Genomic DNA, 20,883 nt, shown 5'->3' on the forward strand with positions numbered 1-20,883 from the left:
ATTATATAACTTCTAACAATGCACTTAATACGAGCGTAGCTATGATTAGAGAGTTTTGCATGTGTAGAATAACTCCAAAAATATAAGGATATATTCTGAGGGCCTATGATTATATAGTATATTTATTGATTCGAATATTTAAAAGGAGGGGAAACATGGGGAAAATAATAGGGATTATTCTGATTATAGGTGGTATGATTCCATTAATTTATGCAATGATACAAATCTATCGGCAATGGAAAGAAAAAGGGCCTTCTTTTGCTCTTAAATCAATAATTTTCCTAGCCGTAAGCATTTTGCTAGATACTGCAACAACTATTATATTGTGTATAGTAACAGTATTCATTGGTATTTGTTTAATTATCTACACATAATAAGTTCAAGAAGGCTAACTTATCGATTGTTACTAATTGGAGGGATTGGATGAACTTCATTTTACATGGATCTAAACATACAGTTTTAGCTTCCGTTTTTGACTCATTTCAAGGTAGGGAAAAAGAGTATAATTGGCTTATAACAGACATGGAGATTGTCGCACATCAGGAAGAGAAACTTATCCGAGATTATCCTAAAATGTCGCATCCAATAGTTTGGATAGCAGGTGAAGATCTTTCAAATCTCGTAAAAAAATATAATCCTCAATTTATTTGGGGCGTACTATCTGCGTTTGATAAGTCTATAAACATTGATATTCATAATTTGCTTGTAGAGCCCTATGCAAATGGAAACGAAGGGCTCTGGGTACCAAGTCCAAATATCCAGCACCCTCAAGCAAAAATTGAAATTGTTTGTTGGGATTCCAGTTTAATGTTGTTATTAAGTAACGATATAAATATTGATGATAAATTTAGAAATTACTTTAAAGAAGCTAGGGATTTAAATGCCTATAATTCGGAATTTTGATTTAAATGGAGACAACATTAATCCGTTATACGAAACAGATATGGAAAAGGGAACGGTATGCGTACTCTACAAGTAGCGTATTATAAGGTGAAAAGCGGATTCTCTGTGAGGAGAATTAGATTATTATTGATTTATAAAAACAAATAGGAATAGATAAACTTAATATTATTAAATGAGAATAGTAGGATGGAATAGGGATAAATATAACTTTGAGAGAAAAGAAGGTGTATTATGGAGTTTACATTCGAAAAGGTTCAACGTATTGAAGATGCAAATATATACCGTGTTAGTAATATAACTGATATTTATGAAACAGATTTATTTGATGATTATAATCGTAATGTTGATAATTTAAGTTTACTTGTTCAAGAGAGGATTAATCAGTTTATTGTACATGTAGATAAATCTGAGGAAAAAAATGTGAAAGAAGAAATAGAGTCTAAAAACATTTCCTACACAGTTTTTGATTCGGGAAGAAGGAACATTTTCTTTGTTTTTGATTCTATACCAAGGACAGAAGTATCATATATAATCAAGTATTTTTATGGTGTAAGTATAGAAAATACTTTTGCTATTATCAGTTTAGGAAATAGCGTTGGTATTAAACTAGAGGAAATAAATCAAAGTAAATTGATGAAGTGTTTAATGGGAGAATGTGTTGTACCACAAATCGAATTAGTTCCATCATCGGCGTGTGCATTTATTCAATATGATGGTGCGCTTTTAACAATTGCTAGTAATAATTTCGATATTTATGCAACATGAAAATAATAAGAGGTAATTAAATGATTTTTTTAGCGCAAGGAGATACTGGAGATATCCAAAGTTAATTAATATATATATGTCGCACCACTTATATTTTTCAGAAAAGGTAACTTTAAGAATATAGGAGGATAAAAGATACATGGATAAAGAATATGAAGAACTCATAGTTAGGAGTTTTAAAAAAAAAAAATCCAGGATAGAATTATTTTTGAACTAACTTCACCTAAAAAAAGAGTGAAGGCATTAGGGCGTTTGGCGCATAACCATGACACTATCTTAAATTCTATGTATTTTGAATCTATCCCAAAAAATATGGTGTATGCTGAAGGAATATCAACGTAATTAAAAAAATATGGAGCAAAGGATTCTTGTTACGTATCGGTATAATGTTGATAACAAATTAATGGTAGTTTAAGATGCATGGTAATGTTACATATTAGTATGATGTGAATGCAAAACGATTGTTGAATCTTTCTAGTAAAAATAGAATAGCTGCATTAAAAATTTACAATGAACCTTATGCTATAGGAAAAGAAAGAGGGAATTGTTGATGTGGATAGCGTTTCTAGAATTTTTAGAGTTTATTATAGTTTTGAGTTTAAGTCTTATATTAACATTGGTCGTTTTTTTTCAAGAAAATTATCTGTTTGATATTAAAGAAAGTATTACTAATAATAGGATCTTGTTAATTATTCAAGTCACACGTATTTTAATGGGAATGTGGATAGTATTTGTTACGGAAACTACTATAATTGCTGTCTCAAAAGTGACTGCAATTCAATTAATTATTTTACTTCTTTTTTGGGCATGCTCGAAGTATGTACAAAAAACTCGTGAAAATTGGCTAATCACTATAGTTGCTTTTGTTATTTATGGTGTTGGTACATACATGTATATTCAGTTTGCTTTTAGAGGCTATTAATATATCATCAGAAAAGTTAGTGGTTAGAAAGATGCATTTGTTAAATGTGTATATGAAGGAAGAGCAAATATAGGCTCTTTTTTCTTTATATATAGGATAGGACATGTATCTAATCCTCGTTGGACAAATCAAAATAGAGAGCGGAAGGAATTATATGAACAAAAAAGAATTAAAATTAAAGCTACTGCAAGGTCTAATTGAAGATTTTTCTGCTATGTAATATTTAGAGGTCCTAAATATTTTTAGTTGTGGGGATGTACCTACAATAAGTTTTATAGAAACATTGTGTAGATTAAAGTAGTTCTCTTTTACAGAAAGTAATGTTGTAGATGATAATTTTAGTGTCTGTAAAGGGATAGAATTTGGTAGCTTTATGGATAAGAGGCATTATTCGCATAAAAATAAGAGTTTTAATGGTAAATAGGAGGTTATTATAATGAAATTCCCAAAAGATGAAGATGGACAAGTATTAAATATGTTATACAAGCAAGGTATAGATTTTAATAAAAAACATATAGTAGATTTCTTTATTGCAATTCCTGATCAAGGTAATGGAGAAAAAATAATTGGCAGACTACAAGCGCTGGGCTTAAATTGTGAGTTAGATTATAATGAAGAATTTGAAGATTGGACATGTACTTGTTCTAAAGAAATGTTCTTAATTTATGAGGATATCGTAGAGATGCAAAAGGAATTGAATAAACTGGGTGAAGAGTTTGGTGGATATACAGATGGTTGGGATACATTTGTGTAATATTGAATTTATTTATCGTGATAAAACAAATTATATGGAGTAAAGAAACAATTTATGGAAAGAAGGGCTTATATAAGTTCTTCTTTCTTTGTATATATTAAGATATCTTAGTGGTAGAAACGTATATGATATGTGGGCGGGGGGCTACCGATAAAAGCCCGATTGGTAAGGACTAATTAAAGTTTCACTTTATATAGGATTTGAGAGAGTAAGATATAAGATATATTGTTTGTAGCGGAGATCTTGAATGAAGGGAGCGTGTGATAATTGGCAATGATGGATGAACAATTCGAGAATTATCTTGTTATGTGTTATGACAAATTAGAAAGTAAACAGCAAAAATTCATTTCGGATTATAATATCTATAACTTTGATGAGTATTGGTATGATCAAGATCGATGTATATTACAGTTTGAAAAAAATGGTCAAGTGTTACTTGAATTTAGTGTTGTTTTTATAGGGTCTTGGTCTGGAAAGAGTAACAGTTGGATGTGGTCTTGGGCTAATGAGAATGTGGCTGATTATGCAAGAAGTAAGTCTAACTGTTTGAAAGATCTACAAAATATTACAGGAAATGAAGTTTTTATAAATTCACTTTTTGAATGTGATCAAGAAATGGCGTATGAGCTAGCAGCCTTTTCCATTGAATATTTAGATGCAGAAGGAGTGTATATAGCACCAGGTGAGAGAAGTGATGTATTTATGGCTGTTATGTCACCGTGTGCGTTGTGAGTAGAGCATATTAAAAATATAGATAAGGTAGAATGAAAAAGGAGTACAGTTTAATAAATTAATAAAAGGTATCATAGGTCCCCGATGCATGGTGATAAATTTAAAGGAGTGAATTATATTGCTTGAAGTAAAGTTTTACGATTGGAAAAAAAACGTCCTAAAAAACATTATTTGCTTGTACATGAAATTAGAATTTTTGAGCTAATTTTCTCAAAGAAAGTTAGCGAGTTTGAGATGGGATTAAGAGAGATTGAAAAAGTAACTGTCTTTTGTTTAGCTAACGAAAACACTGATATTTCATATGAAGTGAATAGAGCTTTGGGTGAAATTCGTATATATGTTCCATATGATTTTATGGACTTTTTAGCATTAAATTCAGTTGAAGAGAAATACAAAGAGTTTTGCAAATTAGTACGCCAATATGTTGTCCCTGGACTTGAAGAAAACTCTACTCTTTCATCATCTGTTGTTAAAGGGTATATAGAGGAATCTTTAGATGAAATTGTGAAGCAAAACTATGAAGGAATATTTTTAGTTGGGAAGACACCTAAGAAAAGCCCAAGCCGTAAGAAGATAGCGATATTAAAAGGAATTCATCGTGTTAAAGGTTTCCAGCTACGATGTGAAGTGTATGATGAAAAGGGATTAAAGATTCGAGATCAACTATTGGTGGAAGAGGTAGGTAACGAAATGGTATATTCTAGATTCTTAGGGACATTAAAATGGGAAAGTGAAAATCTAATAGTAGTTCAATCTAAATCCAGTAGTTGGAAAGAAGAAATCTATCTTTAATAACAAGGTTATATAGTAGAAAGAGGGTTGTAGAGCATAAATGAATTTTTTTCGAAAAAATAAATTAAGTGACATTCAGAAAAAATACTATGAACATTTTGGAGAGCCGATTCAATTTGTTAATTATTATAGCCGTGGATCGGTTATGTATTTTCAAACGGATGATACGCTTTATTATGTTAATTTACTGAATGTATGAGGTGATAAATGTGAATGAACGTTTAAAGAAAATTGCAATGTTAAGAGAAAAGGTCGAGGAAAAGGCTACTAGAGAAAAGTTTTTGATGTTATGTCCGTCTATAAAAGAATTTGAGATTATTAGCGGGAAGAAAATTGCTTCATTAGTAAACTTTTTAATTGATGAAACACCGAATCCTATCAAAGTTATGAGTAAATTAAATGCTGAACAAGTTATCAATGAAATAAAAGAATTTGAACGTGAATTAACTAGTTTATTGTCTAAGAAGATTATTGTATGGTATGCACATGAAAATTGGGACTTTGGTGTGCAATTAGAATTAGAAGATTTCATGTTATATACAAAAGAAGTATTACATTTCATTGGATATGACGATGCTCAAAGAGGATTAATTTATTCTAGCCTTATTGTAGTAGATGAAGCAATGAGAAGTGCTTTTTCTTTTCTAAAGAATGAGTATAATGTCGAGATAGTACTATGGAAAGAAAGCTGAGTGTATTAGAGTGTTTTAAAACAAATTGGATGAATGGTTGAATTATTATTAGAAGAAGTGGTGCGTGGTTTAGTGTGATAGAAAGAAAAAGAGAGTCTTCAAGGGATATGTATAAGAGAGTAAAGGAGAGAAAATATGTCTTTTTATAAAGAGGAAATAAAAGGGGATAAATTGATTATAAGTGATGAAAGCATTGATATTTTAATGGATGCTTTTCAAGAGATTGAAAAGATATATAATGAAGGGCCTCGCAGATTACCACATATAAATGAGTTAGAGATTATGTTGAAAAATGCATTAGAAATGCAGAGTGATAGTTTTTCTTTAGAGGAACAAGAAGTAGTAGATTGTAAGTTTAAATTAAAGAAACGTCGCAAAAAATCATTTAAGCCAGGGATAGTTTTTGCGATAAATCTTAAAAATATTAATAAGTATGGGTACGGAATGTTAGTGAAAGGACAAAATGTTACGAGGCCATATGATGGGGAAACATATGTAGAATATTTTTCTTTATTTACAGATGAAAAAATACGGATAAGCGAGTTTAAAAACTATTACAAGAATCAAAAAGAAGTATTATTTACGGCGTATACTGCCTGGTCTGGTTGGTTAGATGGTGATTGGAAAATTATTGGTGGATTACCAATGGAATTGTTTGATCCGGGGGAGTATAATCTTCCAGATTTTTTGTTTGAGAATAAGAATCAGGGGACTTATTTTGTGAGCCGAGGGAGAGCAGATGGTCCTTTAATCGATTTTGAAATGGTTAGTGAAGAAGAAGGGAAGAAAATTAAAAATCCTTCAGGGATAGCAGGACAATATGTTATAGAAGATTGGTTGGAAGAGAAATATAGCATTTTATAAAAAAGAATGTTTTTGTGTTGAAGAGATCGAGGGTTTTACTTGTATTTGAAAGGAGTAATAATATGGATATGTATGAGTTAGCTAATGGTGTAGATTCAAAAGAAAAATTAGTAGAATTCCTGTTTTATTTTCAAAAAGATTTCAAAGAAAATAAAGATGAGTGGGAGAATATAACATTAGAAGATTATTTAGAATCAAAGGAAGCATGGCTAAATGATTGTGATGGTGCTTTTCAAAATAAAGATGAAGAGATGCCTAAAAATATATCATGGAATTTCATAGCGACGGTATTACTCGCGGGATCTTATTATGAATAAGTAAAAAAACGAAGAGTTTAAATAGCCCTTCGTTTTTTTTTACTTTATTTTTTCTCTACTAATTTTTTATTCTTCCAATCTAGTGTGAACAATTTATTAAATGTTTTTTGATCAACGTCTTTTACGTTGTTTCCAACCCAGTTTGCAGTTCCGAATGTGTAGCCTGGACGAAGTTGGTAGTCGTCGGCGTGTTTTGTATAAGCGACTTGTAAGTTAGATTGATCTGTATTTTTTTCAGAGATAACAACAGCAATCATACCAGGAGAGAAACCGCTATTTGTTAATGCTGGAAGTTGATCCATCGGTATTAAATTACCTTTTGCATCAGATTCATATAGGTATGTGCGAGAGTACATGAACAGTTGGTTTCCATATAAAGAATGATAGGAGTCACGTGTGTAAATACCCCAGTTTTGATTGTTATATCCGTTAAAGAATACGTTCCACTTTACGTTTTTGTTTGTTTGGTCAATTAAATTTGTTTTATAACTAGTTTGTTTATAGCTTACAGAGTCAGACCAAGTGACTTGACCAGTTGCACCAGCTTCACCGCTAGGGCCATTAGGCGTTACAGAAGCTTTAACAGAGCCACCAAGTTGATAAGATACGCTAGATGTTACAGTCGTTTCTTCTACAGCATTTGTAGGTGCTACGTTAAAGAAACGAGCGCTGTTATCTTGAAGGTTAAATGCAACATCATATTGTGAAGGATAACGTAATGTTGCACTAGCGCCAGGGATTGGGTAGTTATCAATAGGTGCATCACTTATAGTAGGATTTGCTTTTAGAAAACTACCAGTTGTATTAATAACGGCAATCTGTTTATCAGCGCTCGGGTCATCGATAAAAGTTACCTTTAAAGACATTGTCATATTATCAGCTTGATCATTATTAAATGTATTATAGCTCGTATGTGTTTTTGCATTTTGCCCGATATCTGTTACAACTTGTGACGTCGTTTGAGCGTAAGCAGCAGGTGTTGAAAGAGTTACAGCGCTACTAGCAAAAACAGCGGATAATGCTAAACATTTTAAGTATGTTTTAGAACGTTTCACACAATCACTTCCTTTTATCTTTGTCGATATATGTCGTATTACATTTATATCGTAACATGAAAATAAAACGGAATGGATGGTTATGCATAATTGCATAGGTGAGTTTTGAACGATAAAGATAATAGAATTTCATCCAACACTTAAGACTCAAAAATGTCCATTACAGCCGTTCTTAAAAATTTTAAGATAATATGTTTATCAATGTTCTTATTATGAAGATTGAAGCGCTTAATATTTACGTTATAAGTGCATAACAAGTTATAATAAAAGAAATCAATAAGGAGGCTGGCTGTGAAGAATCTTCGTTATCTCAATATATTTACCATATTAATTATATACACACTACTTATGTTTTACATCGGCTGGAACGGATGGGTTTGGCTTCATGCGGTATTTGGCTGGGAATCTTGGGGATATTATGCTTTTATAGTCGCATTTATTTCATATGCGTACATTCTCGTGCAAGTGTTTAAGTTTTTGCCATTTCTACGAACGATCGGTTCAATTTGGTTCGCGGTCATACAATACGCGCTTATGTTGTTGCCATTAGCTAATATTATGGTCTTTCTTTTACAGTTTTCAGTAGAGAAAGAAGCGGCAATTATTTGGACAGGGGCGGCTGTGATAGCTGCATTTATCTTTATCTTTGCGTATGGAGTATTTAATGCGTATAGTCCGGTAGTAAGAAAGTACGAGGTGCACATACCGAAAAAGGTAGAGGGGCGTAAAAGTTTACGCATTGCGATGGCTTCTGATATGCATTTCGGTAAACTGTCTGGCGTTTCGCATTTAAAAAGACTTGTTCGTCATGTAAATGAGATGGAACCTGATATTATTTTACTGCCAGGTGATATTATCGATGATCATCCAGGTGTGTTCATTCAAAAGAATATGGGACCAATCATGAAACAAATGAAAGCACCATTAGGCGTATATGGCGTATTAGGAAACCATGAATACTACGGCAGAGCGGTTCCAGAGTTTTTACAAGAGATGGATAAGATTGATATTCGTATTCTTTTAGATGAAGTAATTACAATTGAAGATGACTTTTATCTCGTTGGAAGAAGAGATAAAACAGAGCGAGATCGTCAAAGCTTTGAACAATTAATGAGTACGGTAGATAAATCGATGCCTGTTATCGCAATGGATCACCAGCCATTTGAGTTGAAACAAGCAGCAGCGGCAGGTGTAGATTTATTATTATCCGGTCATACGCACCGCGGACAAATGGCGCCCAATCATATTGTAACGAGAAGAATGTACGAGCTAGACTGGGGATACGCACAAAAAGGCGCGTTCCACGCAATTGTTTCTTCTGGATTTGGATTTTGGGGACCACCGCTTAGACTTGGAAGTAGGTCGGAGATTGTGCAGGTAGAAGTTACATTTGAATAGGGGTTATGAAATAGAGAGCTGATGGCTCTCTATTTTTTCAATAAAAACAAATAACAATAAATATTTATGTTGGTGCTAATTTCATAAAAGAGATAAGATTATAAGACTCGATTAAAATAAAGGGGGATTGTAAGTGATCATATCAGATGTACTATACGGAGAATTTGAAGTGGATCAAGTAGTAGAAGAATTAATTTCAAGTAAGTCTATGCAAAGGCTAAAAGGCATTCATCAAAATGGCGCAAGTTACTTAATGAACGAGAAATGGAATGTAACGCGCTTTGATCATTCAGTTGGTGTTATGTTATTAGTTAAAAAACTAGGTGGTTCAGTAAAAGAACAGATTGCTAGTTTACTGCATGACGTATCACATACTGCTTTTTCCCATGTGATTGATTACGTTTTTGATAATGAAGATGAAAGTTATCATGAAGAGATATTTAGTTCTGTTGTGAAAAACTCAGAAATTCCAGCGATCCTTGCGAAGCATGGTTATAACTATGAAGATATTTTATTAGATGATTCGAAGTGGACATTACTGGAAAGGTCAGCGCCCGAATTATGCGCAGATCGAGTAGATTATACGTTACGAGATATGTATACATACGGATATATTTCTTTAGAAGAGGTTCATAGATTTTTAGAGGATATTATTGCAGTAGAGGGGAAAATGGTTGTTCAAAGTGTCGAAATGGCAGAATGGTTTACAGAAACGTATTACAAAGAAGTAATTGATTTCTTTATGAAACCAATGAATATTTACGGAAACGATATGTTAGCGAAAACGTTAAAGTTATCTCTTCATAAAAAGGTTATTCATGCAGATGATTTTCTTCTTGAAGATGAGGAGCTTATTTCGAAATTGCAGCAATGTAATGACCCCGAAGTAGAAGCTTTATTAAGCAAAGTTCATCCAAATGTAAAGGTAAAAGAAGATAGAAACGATTATGATTTACATCAGAAAAATAAAGTGCGTCTTATTGATCCGCCGTTACTTCGTGAAGGGAAAATCGTTCAGTCATCTGTTGTGTCAGAAAACATAAGACAGATAAGTGATATTGCTTATGAAAAAGCGGTGAGAGGGATGTATGTGAAAGTGATTTCGAATTAAAAAAGAAGTAGCGCATCGTTTTTAGAGCGCTACTTCTTTTTTATTAATGATCAAACCAATTCCAAATCTCAATATCTCCAAGAGTCGCATAACGTACGTGCGGGGAGTTTTGTAATTTTAATAACTCTTTCGATGGACCAGTAATAACAATTCCGTATACTTTTACACCGTTGTCCTTTACATATTGATAACGTTTATCTAAGTTTAGTTCTTTCTCAGAAAGCGCTGCTATTTTGCTTACCGTTTTTTTATGGATAGAAAGGATGCGCATCATTTCGGTTACTTTGTCTTCTTGCGTTTTCTGCCCGTCAGTTTCATTATCGAGGAATCTTACATGTTCTGGAAACCCTATAGCTTCTCCGCCATGTAGGATATAGTCATCTACATTTTTTCTTTCTTGTCCTGTATCTAAAGCGTACCATAAAGGAGTTGGAGGGAGTTCTTGTGCCTCGAATATGCTATATAAAAGCGGTTCTAATTCTTTTAAAGTGTAAGCTTTATCAAAAGAAATTGCTACTTCTGCAACGGTTCCATCATGTACTTTTGCAAGTGTATCCCATACTTTTTTTGATGAATCCTTTAAATAATCACCCTGCTCTGTTTTTGGATGAACAAAGAAGAGTTTTGGTTGATAGAACGGATTCATCCAAGTTCGCTTCGTAACATCTACAGATGATAAGAAGCTTTTTGTTTCTATTGTACCGAGGGGCATTTCTTTTGTACCGACGGTTCGTACTAAATCAAATTGGCTATTCGTACGGAAAAAAGCTTCTACACTTGTTCCGCCTCCCATAACACGGCTATTTGGGATCGTTGCTTCAAGTGCAAGCGAAGGAACCTCTCTAATTTCTTCTAGCCTTTTATCATTATTAGCTTGAAAATAAAAGGCTGATAATACCCCGCCGATTATATAGATAACGATGCAAATTGATAATATAAAACCAAACGTTTGTAAACGATGTTTCCACTTAATTCTCCAAAAAGGAATTTTAAGATTTTTTGGAGGTAACTTTTTCTTAATTGGTTCTGTTTTTGTTAACAGCTCATCTAAGTAAGCTTCACACTCTTCACATGACTCAATATGACTTTCTAACAGTTCTTGTTCATCATGCGTGAGCGTTCCATTTTCATACTTCTTCCATAGTTTTTTAAATTCTGTACAACCCATCCGTATCACTCCTTTATGCTTTTCGTGTCTTTCCGTCCCCTGTGTAATTCAATTTTCACTTTCGCTAATGAGAGACCAGTCATTTCTGCTATTTCCTTATAGGAGAATCCATAGTAATCTCGTAGTAGTAGGACATTTCGTCTTTCGAGCGGAAGAGCGTATAAACTGTCTAACCAACTAGCAATCTCATGTTTTACGAAATATTCATGTTCTGTACTTGGCACGTTTGGTAAATGGAATTCTTCCACTGTAGTTGTTTTATACTTTTTTTCTTTTCGATACCAATCGATAAAGGCATTGTAGGCAATTGTAAATAACCACGGCCTAATTTCTTCTCCTTTATAATAGTCAATATGGACGAGCATTCGGTAAAATGTTTCTTGCATGAGATCTTCCGCATAGTGGGAATCTCCGGTTAGGGAGAGAAGATAGCGAAATAAATCTTGCATATGCTCTGAGTAAATTTCTTCTAATGATTGTTTACGTTTCACTACATTTCCCTCCCTTCATACATAACAACGAAATACATATAAAAAAGTTACAATTTTTTATGGAATTATAGTAAAAAACGTCAAGAATTGGATTGCGTTCTCTTTTATCATAATACATATAAGGCGGGTGAACAGAGATGGAAAGCTATGAAACACAAATTCAAAGGTCAATTGATTATATTGAGGAAGATGTAATGGAAAAACAAACGCTGCGTAATTTAGCGCGGGTTGCAGGTTTTTCTGAGTCTCATTTTCATCGTGTATTTCAGGCGTTAGTAGGTGATACGGTAATGGAGTATGTTCGAAAGAGGAGGTTAGCCCGGGCAGCTTATCAACTTTCTCATACGGATGAAAAAGTTATTGATATCGCGTTTGAACATGGCTTTCAATCTCACGAAACGTTCACGAGAGCCTTTAAAAAATTATTTCAAATGACACCGAGTGAATATCGAAAACAAGAAATCGAAACACCGATGTATTACAGAGTAAATGTAAAGCAAAGAAAATTAAATCCGTATTTAGGAGGCATACAAATGGAATATCGTATTGTAAATAAACCAGAATTTTTAGTGGCGGGTTATGAACTGAAGACGACAAGTAAAGAAGGGAAAAACCATCAAGACATTCCAGCATTTTGGCAAGAATATTTACAAAAAGATCTTGGAACGACGATTCCGAATCGTAAAGATACGAGCCAATGGGTAGAGCTTGGATTATGTACTGATTTTAATTTAGAAACAGGAGACTTCACTTATATTATCGGAATGGAAGTTACAGACTTTGAAAATGTACCAAATGAAATTGCAAAGCGTACTTTCCCGGCAGCAACATATGCAGTATTTACAACGCCGAAAGTTCCTCATGAAGAAATGGTATCGTCTATCCACCAAACTTGGAATGCAGTATTCTCAGAATGGTTTCCGCATTCAGGGTATGAACATTGCGGAGTTACAGAGTTTGAACTATACGATGAGCGTTGCCACGAAGATAAGAGTGAGTTTGCACAAGTAGAGCTTTGGATACCGGTGAAGAAAAAATAATAGGGTAAGAGCGAATCATTGGGAGATGGTTCGCTTTTTCATAAAAGGGGAAATAGGAAAATGTTCAAAAAACTAGAATGTGTATCTATACATACGAAAGATATAGAAAAATCAATTTCTTTCTATAAAGAAATGGGAATGAAGCAAAACTGGATGATAGAAAGAGAACTAGAAGAAGGGGGTATTTGGACGTTAATAGGATTGAAGTTTCCAGATGAGAAAAGTTCAGAGTTAGTAATAAGCAATCATCCGGATATTAATTTTACGGAAGTCGAAGTATTAGTAGAAGATGTACAACAAACGTATGAAAGTTTAAAAGATAATAAAGATGTAAAGTGGATTCGCGAACCATTTCCAACAGAATCAGGACATGTTGCAGTAATGGAAGCACCTGATGAGAATGTGTTTGTGTTAGTAGGGAAATAGCTGAAATATGGAGTGACCTTTCATAGTGAGTTATGAAAGGTTATTTTTATCCCGCTATTTGCCGGGCAGCGCGATTGGTGAGGGCTAATAATCAATGGGGGATGAACAAAACCTCCACTGATTAAAGTTTCACTTTATAAGTGGATTGTTAAATTTGTATTGTTTTATCTGTAATACATATGAAAATGGTAAAATAAAGTAGCAATTAAATATTGCGGGTGGAAGGTTATGCCCTTTCTTCATTTTGTGAAGAAAGAAGGTGTAATCGTATGGAATTTCTTTTGCAAATTTTGTTGGAAATTACAAAAACTATAGCTAGAGAAGGTATAGTTTTTGGATTTAAGAAATTAACGGCAAAAAAGCGCAAAAAGAAGACCACCCGTCTGCCTGCGAAGCGTGGGAAGTCTTCTAAGCGCAAATAAGCTTTAGTTGCAACCTTCCACCTTGCGGTAATTAGTTGCAGTGACGGGGTGTTGGAAGCACCTCGTCTACTTCATTTTATGCAAAACTTAGTTAGTTTATACTTCTATTTATAGTATAACAGTTTAGAAATGTATTTGTTAATAGTTTTATTTCTACTTTTACCTTGTATAGTAGGGAAGCAGGTTAGTATTGTCGGTTTTTGTCGGTAAGTCGATATATCTAGAAAATCGCTGATATAATTCGAGTTGCGCTGATATATTCAAAAAATCGCCGGTATAATTTCATATACCTCTAAAACACCTCAAAAAAAACGATCCACATAATTTCAATTACAGTAAAATTATTCCAGGGGAGAAGAAAGACGCCACATAGCGTCTTTCCTACGAACGAAACGGAAATACAAGAATAATCGTCGTTCCTTTTCCGAGTGCACTATCAACGGAAATTGTTCCGTTATGAGCATGAACGAGCTGTTTTGTAATGGCTAGGCCAAGTCCAGTTCCGATGTTGCTTTCTTCTGTGTTTGTTCCGCGGTAATATCGTTCAAATAGAAGTTCTTTCGTTTTTTCATCCATTCCTTTTCCGTCATCTGAAATGGAGAGTGTAAAGGAATTAGCGTTTTGTGATAATTTTACGATGACAGTAGTTGTTTCGTTATTATGTTTTACAGCATTTACGAGTAAGTTTTCGATAATACGCTGGAACCATTTTTCTTCAATGAAATATTGAATTTTATTTGAGCTCGGTACGAATTCAATATTTTGATTTTGGAGTGTTGGATTGTTAATAAATTGCAATAACACTTTTTGAACGAACTGATTGATTTCAACGTTTACGTGTTGGGCAGGAAGGCTGTTATTTTTTAATTGATACGTTAAGCTTAAATCATCAATTAATGTCGTCATATATTGAGATTTCTCTTTCATAACACTACCAAATTGCTGAATATCACGATCAGTCCAGTTATATTGATTCGATTCGAGTAATAATGCGTAGCCATATATAGAGCTAAGTGGTGTTTTTAAATCATGCGTTAGACCGGTAATCCATTCTTCTCGTGTTTGCTGGAGTACTTGCCTCATCGCATCATTTTTTTTGAGTGTAATAGAAAGGTGTTCTAGTGAACTTGTTACATCTCTAAACAAACGAAATGACCATTTTTCTTTACCAGATCGCCGGAACCTGACAGGTTTTCCTTTTTTATTAATAGGTTCTTCATACTTTCCACCAGCGATATTTTTAAGCCAGCGCATCGCATGTAATAACGGTTTCCCGAATTTATTACCGTACCAAATAGAAAGAATGACTAAATAAACAAATACGATAAGAAGGATTAATCCGCATCCAATGAGAAACTTCTTAGTAAATACATCTTCAATTTCGTCATCTGGATAGTAGTGCTCATTTTTTGCAGTTACAACGAGAAGGTTGCCACTATTTGCATCGTAAAAGCTAGACGTGTTTTCTTTATGATTCCACGGCTCTTTTTCATTAAGGGCAATTTGTATCGCTGAAAATGTTTTTTTCTTTCCAGCTGGATAGGCAAAAACCTCTTCGCCATTTTGATTAAATATTTGAAGTGCTGCTTTTTCTTTAGACAGTAACTGTTTTTCTTGATCTGTTAATGTGAACGAATCCATCGTTAAAGAGGAGTGATCCTTTTGAATTGCTGTCAGTAACGCATTGCTTTTTAACATACCACCATAAATAACAAGTACTTTCTTTTCTTCTAATTCAATTTCCCAATATGTAAATTTATAATTACTTTCGATATGATGTTGTATATATGCGACTAAAGATGTCTTCGTATAAGCATTCGGAACATCATTTGGTGTATTAAAGTGGTAGAGGATTTTTCCGTTTTCATCTACAACTTGGAGCCAATCATTTTTCTCCTTTATTAAATCTTGCACTTCAGATTGTAACGAAATATGCCCATCTTCTGAAGAGATGTATCTTGAAATTGTAAAACTATCAGAATCTGGAATGTTAGGTTCGTATAAAGTACTAGTAAGAAGAAAAATTAAATAAGTAAAAGCAGCAACTACAGCGATAAGTAATGTAACTAAAACAAAAACGTGTTGCATGATAAATTGAATAATAAGTCGTTTATTAAAATTCATATCGTCACCCTACTTTGTAACGAACTTATAACCAAGCCCGCGAACGGTTTTTATATATTCTGGTTTACTTGGATCATGTTCAATTTTTTCACGTAGTTTTCGAATGTGGACCATAACAGTGTTGTCATCGCCATTATAGGCAGGTGCTCCCCAAACTTTTTCGTATATTTCCTCTTTCGAAAATACGTAGTTCGGATTCTCGCAAAAGAAGAGTAGTAGTTGAAAGAGTTGAGCGGAGCATTCGACAATGTGCCCATCTACTGTTAGTTCTGCAGAGTGCTGATCAATTTCAAATCTTCCAAATGAAATCGAGTGTGATTTTTGTTCGTGTGGTACGGTTTGTTTCATATGTCTCCGAAGCTGTGCTTTCATGCGTGCTACTACTTCTAATGGATTAAATGGTTTCGTAATATAATCATCTGCACCGTATGAAAATCCGGATATTTTATCTAAATCAGATGCTTTTGCTGATAGGAAGAAAATTGGACAATCTGTTTGTTGGCGAATGATTGGACAAATATCAAAACCAGATTGTCCAGGAAGCATTACATCTAAAATAATTAAATCGTAATTGTTTTGCTTAGTTAGAGATAAAGCCATTTCAGCTGATGTTGCAGTTGTAATATGAGAAAAGCCTTCTTTTTCAAGAATGGTAGTTAGTAATTGTAAAATTGCTGTTTCATCATCAACGAGTAAAATATTTGCTTGGTACATAAACATCCCTCCTAATTTTCTCGAATATCATATCATCATTTTGTAACTTATGGAATTTTTAAGGAAATTTTAAGGTTTTCTTTCGCAAAAAATTAAGAATCAAATGATATGATAAAAGTAACATAGGGGAGGAGATGAGTGTGAACCCGTTTCAAGTGATGCGAGCTAGATATTTTTTAATTGTATTTGCACTATTAATTTTAATAGCGAGAAGTAGTGGCGATTTGCTAACAAGTATATTTCATATACAAAATTCTTCTTTTATAAATATCCTTATATTCTATATCCTTCCGATGGTATGGATTTCTTATGAGTATAGAAAGCACCACATTTCATTTTCATTATTTGTTAATAAAAATGAAACATTTAACTTGGTACAAGTTTTATACATTACGGTTATGTTATGCATGTTTAGTTACGGGTATCTTATTTTGTATATGTATAGTTTTGCATGGATTACACCGGACTTTATTATGAACGCCCTGCATGAACCAATTGTAGATAGTACTGGGGGATATGTATCTCAAGTCATTAGGGTCGTATTCATCGCACCAATTATCGGGGAATTTGTTTTTCGCGGATTTTTACTTCAACGTTTTGCAACAAAATGGGGAACGAGCATAGCGACCATCGTTGTAGCAATATTGTTTGCGTTGTTACATGTTGATTTCCTCGGTGCAGCCATATTCAGCATCGTATTGTCAATCGTATATATTCGTACGAAAAGTTTACTCATGCCAATTGCAATACATATGTTAAACAATGCATTTGTAATAGGTGCGTCTTTTCTAATAAGTAGAGAAAAAATTATGAGTTTTGCCGATTTCTCAAATTATACGACATTCTTTCCTGGACTTATTATTTTTATAACAGGATTAAACTTAGTACTTATCTTTTTATTTGTTAATCGTAAATATTGGAGTAAAGAAGTGCCAGTTATATATGCAGAGCAGGAAAAGAGCTTTTCAGATGTAGTCGGGAGTAAATGAGATGAAGAAGACGGTTGAAAAAATATTAAAAGACATTATAGATACTACGTCTATTACAGATATGTGTGATAAAAGCGTTTGTCATTGGATTCAACCTGTAGTAGATACGATTGTGTTTCCAGAGTATTACTTATTTTCTAGTACTCATTTAAAAGAAAATATTATTTCTCTTCTTATTGTGTTCGGGGTTTTACTAATATTTGGTCTAATTGTAGAAGAAATGATGAAGCGCATCTTCAGAAAGAATGAAGAGAAGTATATGTAGATTCATAAAGTATTCGAGAAAGTAATGGTGGCTTTCCTTTTGTTTTATGGTATAAAAACAATCATTTACTTTATAGCTTTGAAACATCATTAATTCGAAATTTGAAAGGGATGTATAAAATTATATGAATGAAACGATATCGTCAAATAAGTTTTTTTATTTGATTTTACTTAGTCTAGTGTTAATAACGACAGTAAATGTTATTTTGCGCTGGGAGGAAGCTTATTTTTTCATGTATTTAGCGCTCCATTTGTTGGGGATTTTATGTATAAGTGGTGGAGTCGTTACTGAAAAAAAGAATGAAGAAAGCGTTAACTATATGTGTGTGATCGGTCTTGTTTTACTTTTAGCTGTACAGGGTATTATGAAATATAGTTCTTTCTCTTTACAAGATTTTAGTTTATTAATAGATGTACTTCCTTAAAGAGGCTTTTTATGTTATCTAAAAAGCAAGTAGGGTACGTGCTGGTTTGTAAGTGCGATTCTTATTCCGGATTATGAACCGAAGAAAGTGTTTAAAGGTAGGTAAAACTCTTCTTATGTAGAAGAGTTTTTTTATGTAAATAAAAAGATCCAGAGCAATTCACATAATAAGCTTGTTCTAATTTAGCGTGTACGAACTTACAATAATAATAGACAGGCAGCATAGAGGAGGGAATAGCGTGAGGAAGGTTATCGGTTGGTCGCTTTTTTTGTACGTTGGATTTGCGTTACTTATATATTGGTATTTATTTGGATGGAATCATGAACTTATTCCGGACATGTATAAGGGAACGAGTGCAGATCCAGAAACGTTTATGAGTACGAGAGAGCTTACGCTAAGCCAAGATTATTCGCGCGTGAAAAATTTACTATACTTTTTAGCGACGCCTCTTGAATGGATTATTTTATTATTTGTACTTGTGCTAGGTATTTCAAGAAAGTTTGAGAAATGGTCGAAGGAAACGACTAAAATAAGTGTTTTGCAAGTTGCGATTTATTTCTTTTATTTATCATTACTGACAACAGTGCTTGCCTTACCGATGCAATGGATTGGCCGGAAAGTGTCCGTTGATTACGGCATTTCAACACAAAGTACACAAAGCTGGATAAAAGATCATGTTATCGGTTTTTGGGAAAGTTATGCGACTATGTTAATCGTAGTTACCGTTCTATTATGGCTTATCCGTAAATTTCCGAAGAGATGGTGGCTCGCAGGATGGGCGCTCTCTGTTCCATTTACAATCTTTTTAACATTCATACAGCCTGTCGTTATTGATCCGCTTTATAACGACTTCTCGACGCTGAAAAATAAAGAATTAGAAACGAAAATTTTAGCGATAGCAGACAAAGCGGACATTCCTGCTAAACACGTATATGAAGTAAACATGTCAGAAAAAACGAATGCATTAAATGCTTACGTAACAGGAATTGGTCCTAACGCCCGTATTGTAATGTGGGATACAACGCTTAAGCAGTTAAAAGATAAAGAGATTTTATTTATAATGGCCCATGAAATGGGGCATTACGTTATGAAACATATATATTTTGGCGTTGCAAGTTATGTATTGCTATCGTTTATAGGTATGTTTTTAATTAGTCGTATTATAAATATGTGTATTCGCAAATGGGGAGATACATTGCAAATTTCAAAAGTGGCATGTTTCTCCATTTTACCTTTATTTTTCTTAATTTCTTCTATACTCTCATTTGCAGTACAACCAGCAACAAACTATGTTTCACGTATAGAAGAAAGAGCGGCAGATCAATATGCTTTAAATATGACGAAGGACGGAAAATCTGGTGTGAAAACTTTTCAATATTTATCAAAAACGAGTTTAAGCCAAGTGAATCCGCCTGCGTTAGTGAAATTTTTCTTATACACGCACCCACCAATTTTTGAAAGAATTCATACGTTTGAACAATATGAGAAACAAAGAAAAAAGGAGTAGCTATTATGCTACTTTTTTTTATAGAGATATAAGTTTCATATTGGGAATATTTATCATTGCTTTTTATTGCGATTTTGTAAATAATAAGCTATAAAATTCTAAAAATCTATATATAAAGGAATAAAGGTGAAAAAATGTATTTTTTACAAAATTTAAAAGTGAAATATAAATTATTAGCGCTTATTTCATTAGCAGTTTTAGGTATGGTAATTATAAGCAGTGTAGCAATTCATTCTATTAATAAGATTAAGCATGATACAGAGGTTGTAGTAGATGATTATCAATATTCTGCAATTTTATTAGAAGGAATGCTTCGCACACAAAATTCACTAGAATATAACTTATTAGAGTTAATTACGGCATCACAAAATGAAGTGGCAAATAAAGAGGGAATAATTAATAATATTGAAAAGGATCTTAAAAAATATGATTCTTTATTAAAAGAATATGATGATGGTTTTAATTTAAGTAAGCAAGAGGATGAACTGTTTCAGAAGATGAAGAAATCTTTACCAAGTTATAAAGATACATATAAGAAATTATTTGAAAAGGCAAAGGCAACAAACGAGCCGCAAATGGTAAATGAATTTCAGAAGGAATTAAAACCGAAGGGAATAGAGTTAGCTGGTTATGCAGTGGATCTAGAATCGTATGTTTCAAATTTAGCTGACCAAGTATTTAAAGATTCGCAAAAAATGATTGATCGTTCCGTTATTACCTTTATCATTCTTGTAGTAGTTACTACAATCGTTATATGTATAGTAAGTTATATTATTAGCAAGCTTATAGTTGCTCCTTTACAAACGGTTAGTCGTATGATGGAAAGAGCGAAAGAAGGAGATTTAACTGTACATGGTGATTATACTGCTAAGGATGAATTAGGTGTATTAGTAAGTAATTTTAATGAGATGATTGCAGGGCTAAGAACAAATATGCAAGAAGTAGAGAATAATATTCAGCTTCTATTCCAATATGCAGACGGAGTAGCATCTGCGTCAGAAGTATCTA

General features: G+C 33.3%; 24 protein-coding genes and 3 pseudogenes. 21 read left to right on the forward strand and 6 right to left on the reverse strand.

Annotation, left to right across the window (positions count from 1 at the left end; translation table 11 throughout):
* Window positions 1–155 precede the first annotated feature (155 nt).
* The 11 genes from ACTFP3_RS02015 to ACTFP3_RS02065 all read left to right on the forward strand — a co-directional run bounded on the left by ACTFP3_RS02015 (window position 156) and on the right by ACTFP3_RS02065 (window position 6,741).
* The gene (locus ACTFP3_RS02015; protein ID WP_016117399.1) at window positions 156–374 is read left to right on the forward strand and encodes a hypothetical protein; all 219 of its coding nucleotides are present in this window, start codon (window positions 156–158) and stop codon (window positions 372–374) included.
* A gap of 49 nt (window positions 375–423) precedes the next feature.
* Window positions 424–903: a hypothetical protein gene (locus ACTFP3_RS02020; protein ID WP_440009208.1), complete on the forward strand. Its 480-nt coding sequence runs from the start codon at window positions 424–426 to the stop codon at window positions 901–903.
* A 231-nt stretch (window positions 904–1,134) separates the two neighbouring features.
* Entirely contained in the window at window positions 1,135–1,668 is a 534-nt protein-coding gene (locus tag ACTFP3_RS02025; protein ID WP_000397230.1) for a hypothetical protein, read from the forward strand.
* 550 nt (window positions 1,669–2,218) lie between these two features.
* Complete coding sequence (locus tag ACTFP3_RS02030) at window positions 2,219–2,590, forward strand: hypothetical protein (protein WP_044306664.1); 372 nt, start codon at window positions 2,219–2,221, stop codon at window positions 2,588–2,590.
* A gap of 436 nt (window positions 2,591–3,026) precedes the next feature.
* On the forward strand, window positions 3,027–3,344 hold the full coding sequence (locus ACTFP3_RS02035) for a ribonuclease E inhibitor RraB (protein ID WP_044306663.1): 318 nt from the start codon (window positions 3,027–3,029) through the stop codon (window positions 3,342–3,344).
* 267 nt (window positions 3,345–3,611) lie between these two features.
* Window positions 3,612–4,076: a DUF6882 domain-containing protein gene (locus ACTFP3_RS02040; RefSeq protein ID WP_044306662.1), complete on the forward strand. Its 465-nt coding sequence runs from the start codon at window positions 3,612–3,614 to the stop codon at window positions 4,074–4,076.
* A 234-nt stretch (window positions 4,077–4,310) separates the two neighbouring features.
* Complete coding sequence (locus tag ACTFP3_RS02045; RefSeq protein WP_011109898.1) at window positions 4,311–4,868, forward strand: hypothetical protein; 558 nt, start codon at window positions 4,311–4,313, stop codon at window positions 4,866–4,868.
* Between the two features lie 40 nt (window positions 4,869–4,908).
* The gene (locus ACTFP3_RS02050; protein ID WP_162871155.1) at window positions 4,909–5,067 is read left to right on the forward strand and encodes a hypothetical protein; all 159 of its coding nucleotides are present in this window, start codon (window positions 4,909–4,911) and stop codon (window positions 5,065–5,067) included.
* 10 nt (window positions 5,068–5,077) lie between these two features.
* A complete protein-coding gene (locus tag ACTFP3_RS02055; RefSeq protein ID WP_139849517.1) occupies window positions 5,078–5,560 on the forward strand; it encodes a hypothetical protein in 483 nt (160 codons plus the stop codon).
* Window positions 5,561–5,695: 135 nt separating this feature from the next.
* Complete coding sequence (locus ACTFP3_RS02060) at window positions 5,696–6,424, forward strand: Imm26 family immunity protein (RefSeq protein ID WP_152121424.1); 729 nt, start codon at window positions 5,696–5,698, stop codon at window positions 6,422–6,424.
* Window positions 6,425–6,486: 62 nt separating this feature from the next.
* On the forward strand, window positions 6,487–6,741 hold the full coding sequence (locus ACTFP3_RS02065; protein WP_152121423.1) for a DUF7660 family protein: 255 nt from the start codon (window positions 6,487–6,489) through the stop codon (window positions 6,739–6,741).
* 44 nt (window positions 6,742–6,785) lie between these two features.
* On the opposite strand, the gene cytK2 is transcribed toward ACTFP3_RS02065, so the two are convergent.
* On the reverse strand, window positions 6,786–7,796 hold the full coding sequence (cytK2, locus tag ACTFP3_RS02070; protein WP_000830629.1) for a beta-channel forming cytolysin CytK2: 1,011 nt from the start codon (window positions 7,794–7,796) through the stop codon (window positions 6,786–6,788).
* A 143-nt stretch (window positions 7,797–7,939) separates the two neighbouring features.
* Window positions 7,940–8,053: pseudogene (locus ACTFP3_RS02075) on the reverse strand (TetR family transcriptional regulator); the annotation flags it as partial.
* A gap of 34 nt (window positions 8,054–8,087) precedes the next feature.
* Between ACTFP3_RS02075 and ACTFP3_RS02080 the strand changes: the two are divergent.
* Together ACTFP3_RS02080 and ACTFP3_RS02085 are read left to right on the forward strand one after the other, a co-directional pair.
* Window positions 8,088–9,194 carry a metallophosphoesterase gene (locus tag ACTFP3_RS02080; protein WP_000793735.1) on the forward strand — a complete coding sequence of 369 codons (1,107 nt, stop codon included), beginning with the start codon at window positions 8,088–8,090 and terminating at the stop codon, window positions 9,192–9,194.
* 133 nt (window positions 9,195–9,327) lie between these two features.
* The gene (locus tag ACTFP3_RS02085) at window positions 9,328–10,305 is read left to right on the forward strand and encodes an HD domain-containing protein (protein ID WP_000587069.1); all 978 of its coding nucleotides are present in this window, start codon (window positions 9,328–9,330) and stop codon (window positions 10,303–10,305) included.
* A gap of 43 nt (window positions 10,306–10,348) precedes the next feature.
* Here ACTFP3_RS02085 and ACTFP3_RS02090 read toward each other — a convergent pair whose 3' ends face one another.
* Together ACTFP3_RS02090 and ACTFP3_RS02095 are read right to left on the reverse strand one after the other, a co-directional pair.
* Window positions 10,349–11,473, reverse strand: a complete 1,125-nt coding sequence (locus tag ACTFP3_RS02090) for an anti-sigma factor (RefSeq protein ID WP_326035653.1) — start codon at window positions 11,471–11,473, stop codon at window positions 10,349–10,351.
* Window positions 11,474–11,478: 5 nt separating this feature from the next.
* Window positions 11,479–11,964 (reverse strand): RNA polymerase sigma factor, encoded by a 486-nt coding sequence (locus tag ACTFP3_RS02095; protein WP_000824008.1) that lies wholly within the window; start codon window positions 11,962–11,964, stop codon window positions 11,479–11,481.
* Window positions 11,965–12,101: 137 nt separating this feature from the next.
* On the opposite strand from ACTFP3_RS02095, the gene ACTFP3_RS02100 reads away from it, so the two are divergent.
* The 3 genes from ACTFP3_RS02100 to ACTFP3_RS02110 all read left to right on the forward strand — a co-directional run bounded on the left by ACTFP3_RS02100 (window position 12,102) and on the right by ACTFP3_RS02110 (window position 13,852).
* Window positions 12,102–13,004, forward strand: coding sequence for an AraC family transcriptional regulator (locus ACTFP3_RS02100; protein ID WP_000446855.1), 903 nt, complete (start codon window positions 12,102–12,104; stop codon window positions 13,002–13,004).
* Between the two features lie 60 nt (window positions 13,005–13,064).
* On the forward strand, window positions 13,065–13,430 hold the full coding sequence (locus ACTFP3_RS02105) for a VOC family protein (protein WP_000473628.1): 366 nt from the start codon (window positions 13,065–13,067) through the stop codon (window positions 13,428–13,430).
* Window positions 13,431–13,699: 269 nt separating this feature from the next.
* On the forward strand, window positions 13,700–13,852 hold the full coding sequence (locus tag ACTFP3_RS02110; RefSeq protein ID WP_000394943.1) for a hypothetical protein: 153 nt from the start codon (window positions 13,700–13,702) through the stop codon (window positions 13,850–13,852).
* 381 nt (window positions 13,853–14,233) lie between these two features.
* Here the strand turns inward: ACTFP3_RS02110 and ACTFP3_RS02115 are convergent, their stop codons facing one another.
* A complete protein-coding gene (locus tag ACTFP3_RS02115) occupies window positions 14,234–15,976 on the reverse strand; it encodes a sensor histidine kinase (protein ID WP_163093143.1) in 1,743 nt (580 codons plus the stop codon).
* 9 nt (window positions 15,977–15,985) lie between these two features.
* Window positions 15,986–16,690, reverse strand: a complete 705-nt coding sequence (locus ACTFP3_RS02120) for a response regulator transcription factor (protein ID WP_000283871.1) — start codon at window positions 16,688–16,690, stop codon at window positions 15,986–15,988.
* 140 nt (window positions 16,691–16,830) lie between these two features.
* On the opposite strand from ACTFP3_RS02120, the gene ACTFP3_RS02125 reads away from it, so the two are divergent.
* The 5 genes and pseudogenes from ACTFP3_RS02125 to ACTFP3_RS02145 all read left to right on the forward strand — a co-directional run.
* On the forward strand, window positions 16,831–17,679 hold the full coding sequence (locus ACTFP3_RS02125) for a CPBP family intramembrane glutamic endopeptidase (protein WP_001067985.1): 849 nt from the start codon (window positions 16,831–16,833) through the stop codon (window positions 17,677–17,679).
* A 1-nt stretch (window position 17,680) separates the two neighbouring features.
* Window positions 17,681–18,037, forward strand: a pseudogene (locus tag ACTFP3_RS02130) (hypothetical protein).
* Between the two features lie 31 nt (window positions 18,038–18,068).
* Window positions 18,069–18,368 (forward strand): DUF2101 family protein, encoded by a 300-nt coding sequence (locus ACTFP3_RS02135; protein WP_001006050.1) that lies wholly within the window; start codon window positions 18,069–18,071, stop codon window positions 18,366–18,368.
* A gap of 238 nt (window positions 18,369–18,606) precedes the next feature.
* A complete protein-coding gene (locus ACTFP3_RS02140) occupies window positions 18,607–19,875 on the forward strand; it encodes a M48 family metallopeptidase (protein WP_001233328.1) in 1,269 nt (422 codons plus the stop codon).
* Between the two features lie 134 nt (window positions 19,876–20,009).
* Window positions 20,010–20,789: pseudogene (locus tag ACTFP3_RS02145) on the forward strand (MCP four helix bundle domain-containing protein); the annotation flags it as partial.
* Window positions 20,790–20,883 lie beyond the last annotated feature (94 nt).

Source organism: Bacillus cereus group sp. MYBK5-2, assembly GCF_051915685.1.
GTDB classification, from domain to species: Bacteria; Bacillota; Bacilli; order Bacillales; family Bacillaceae_G; genus Bacillus_A; species Bacillus_A cereus.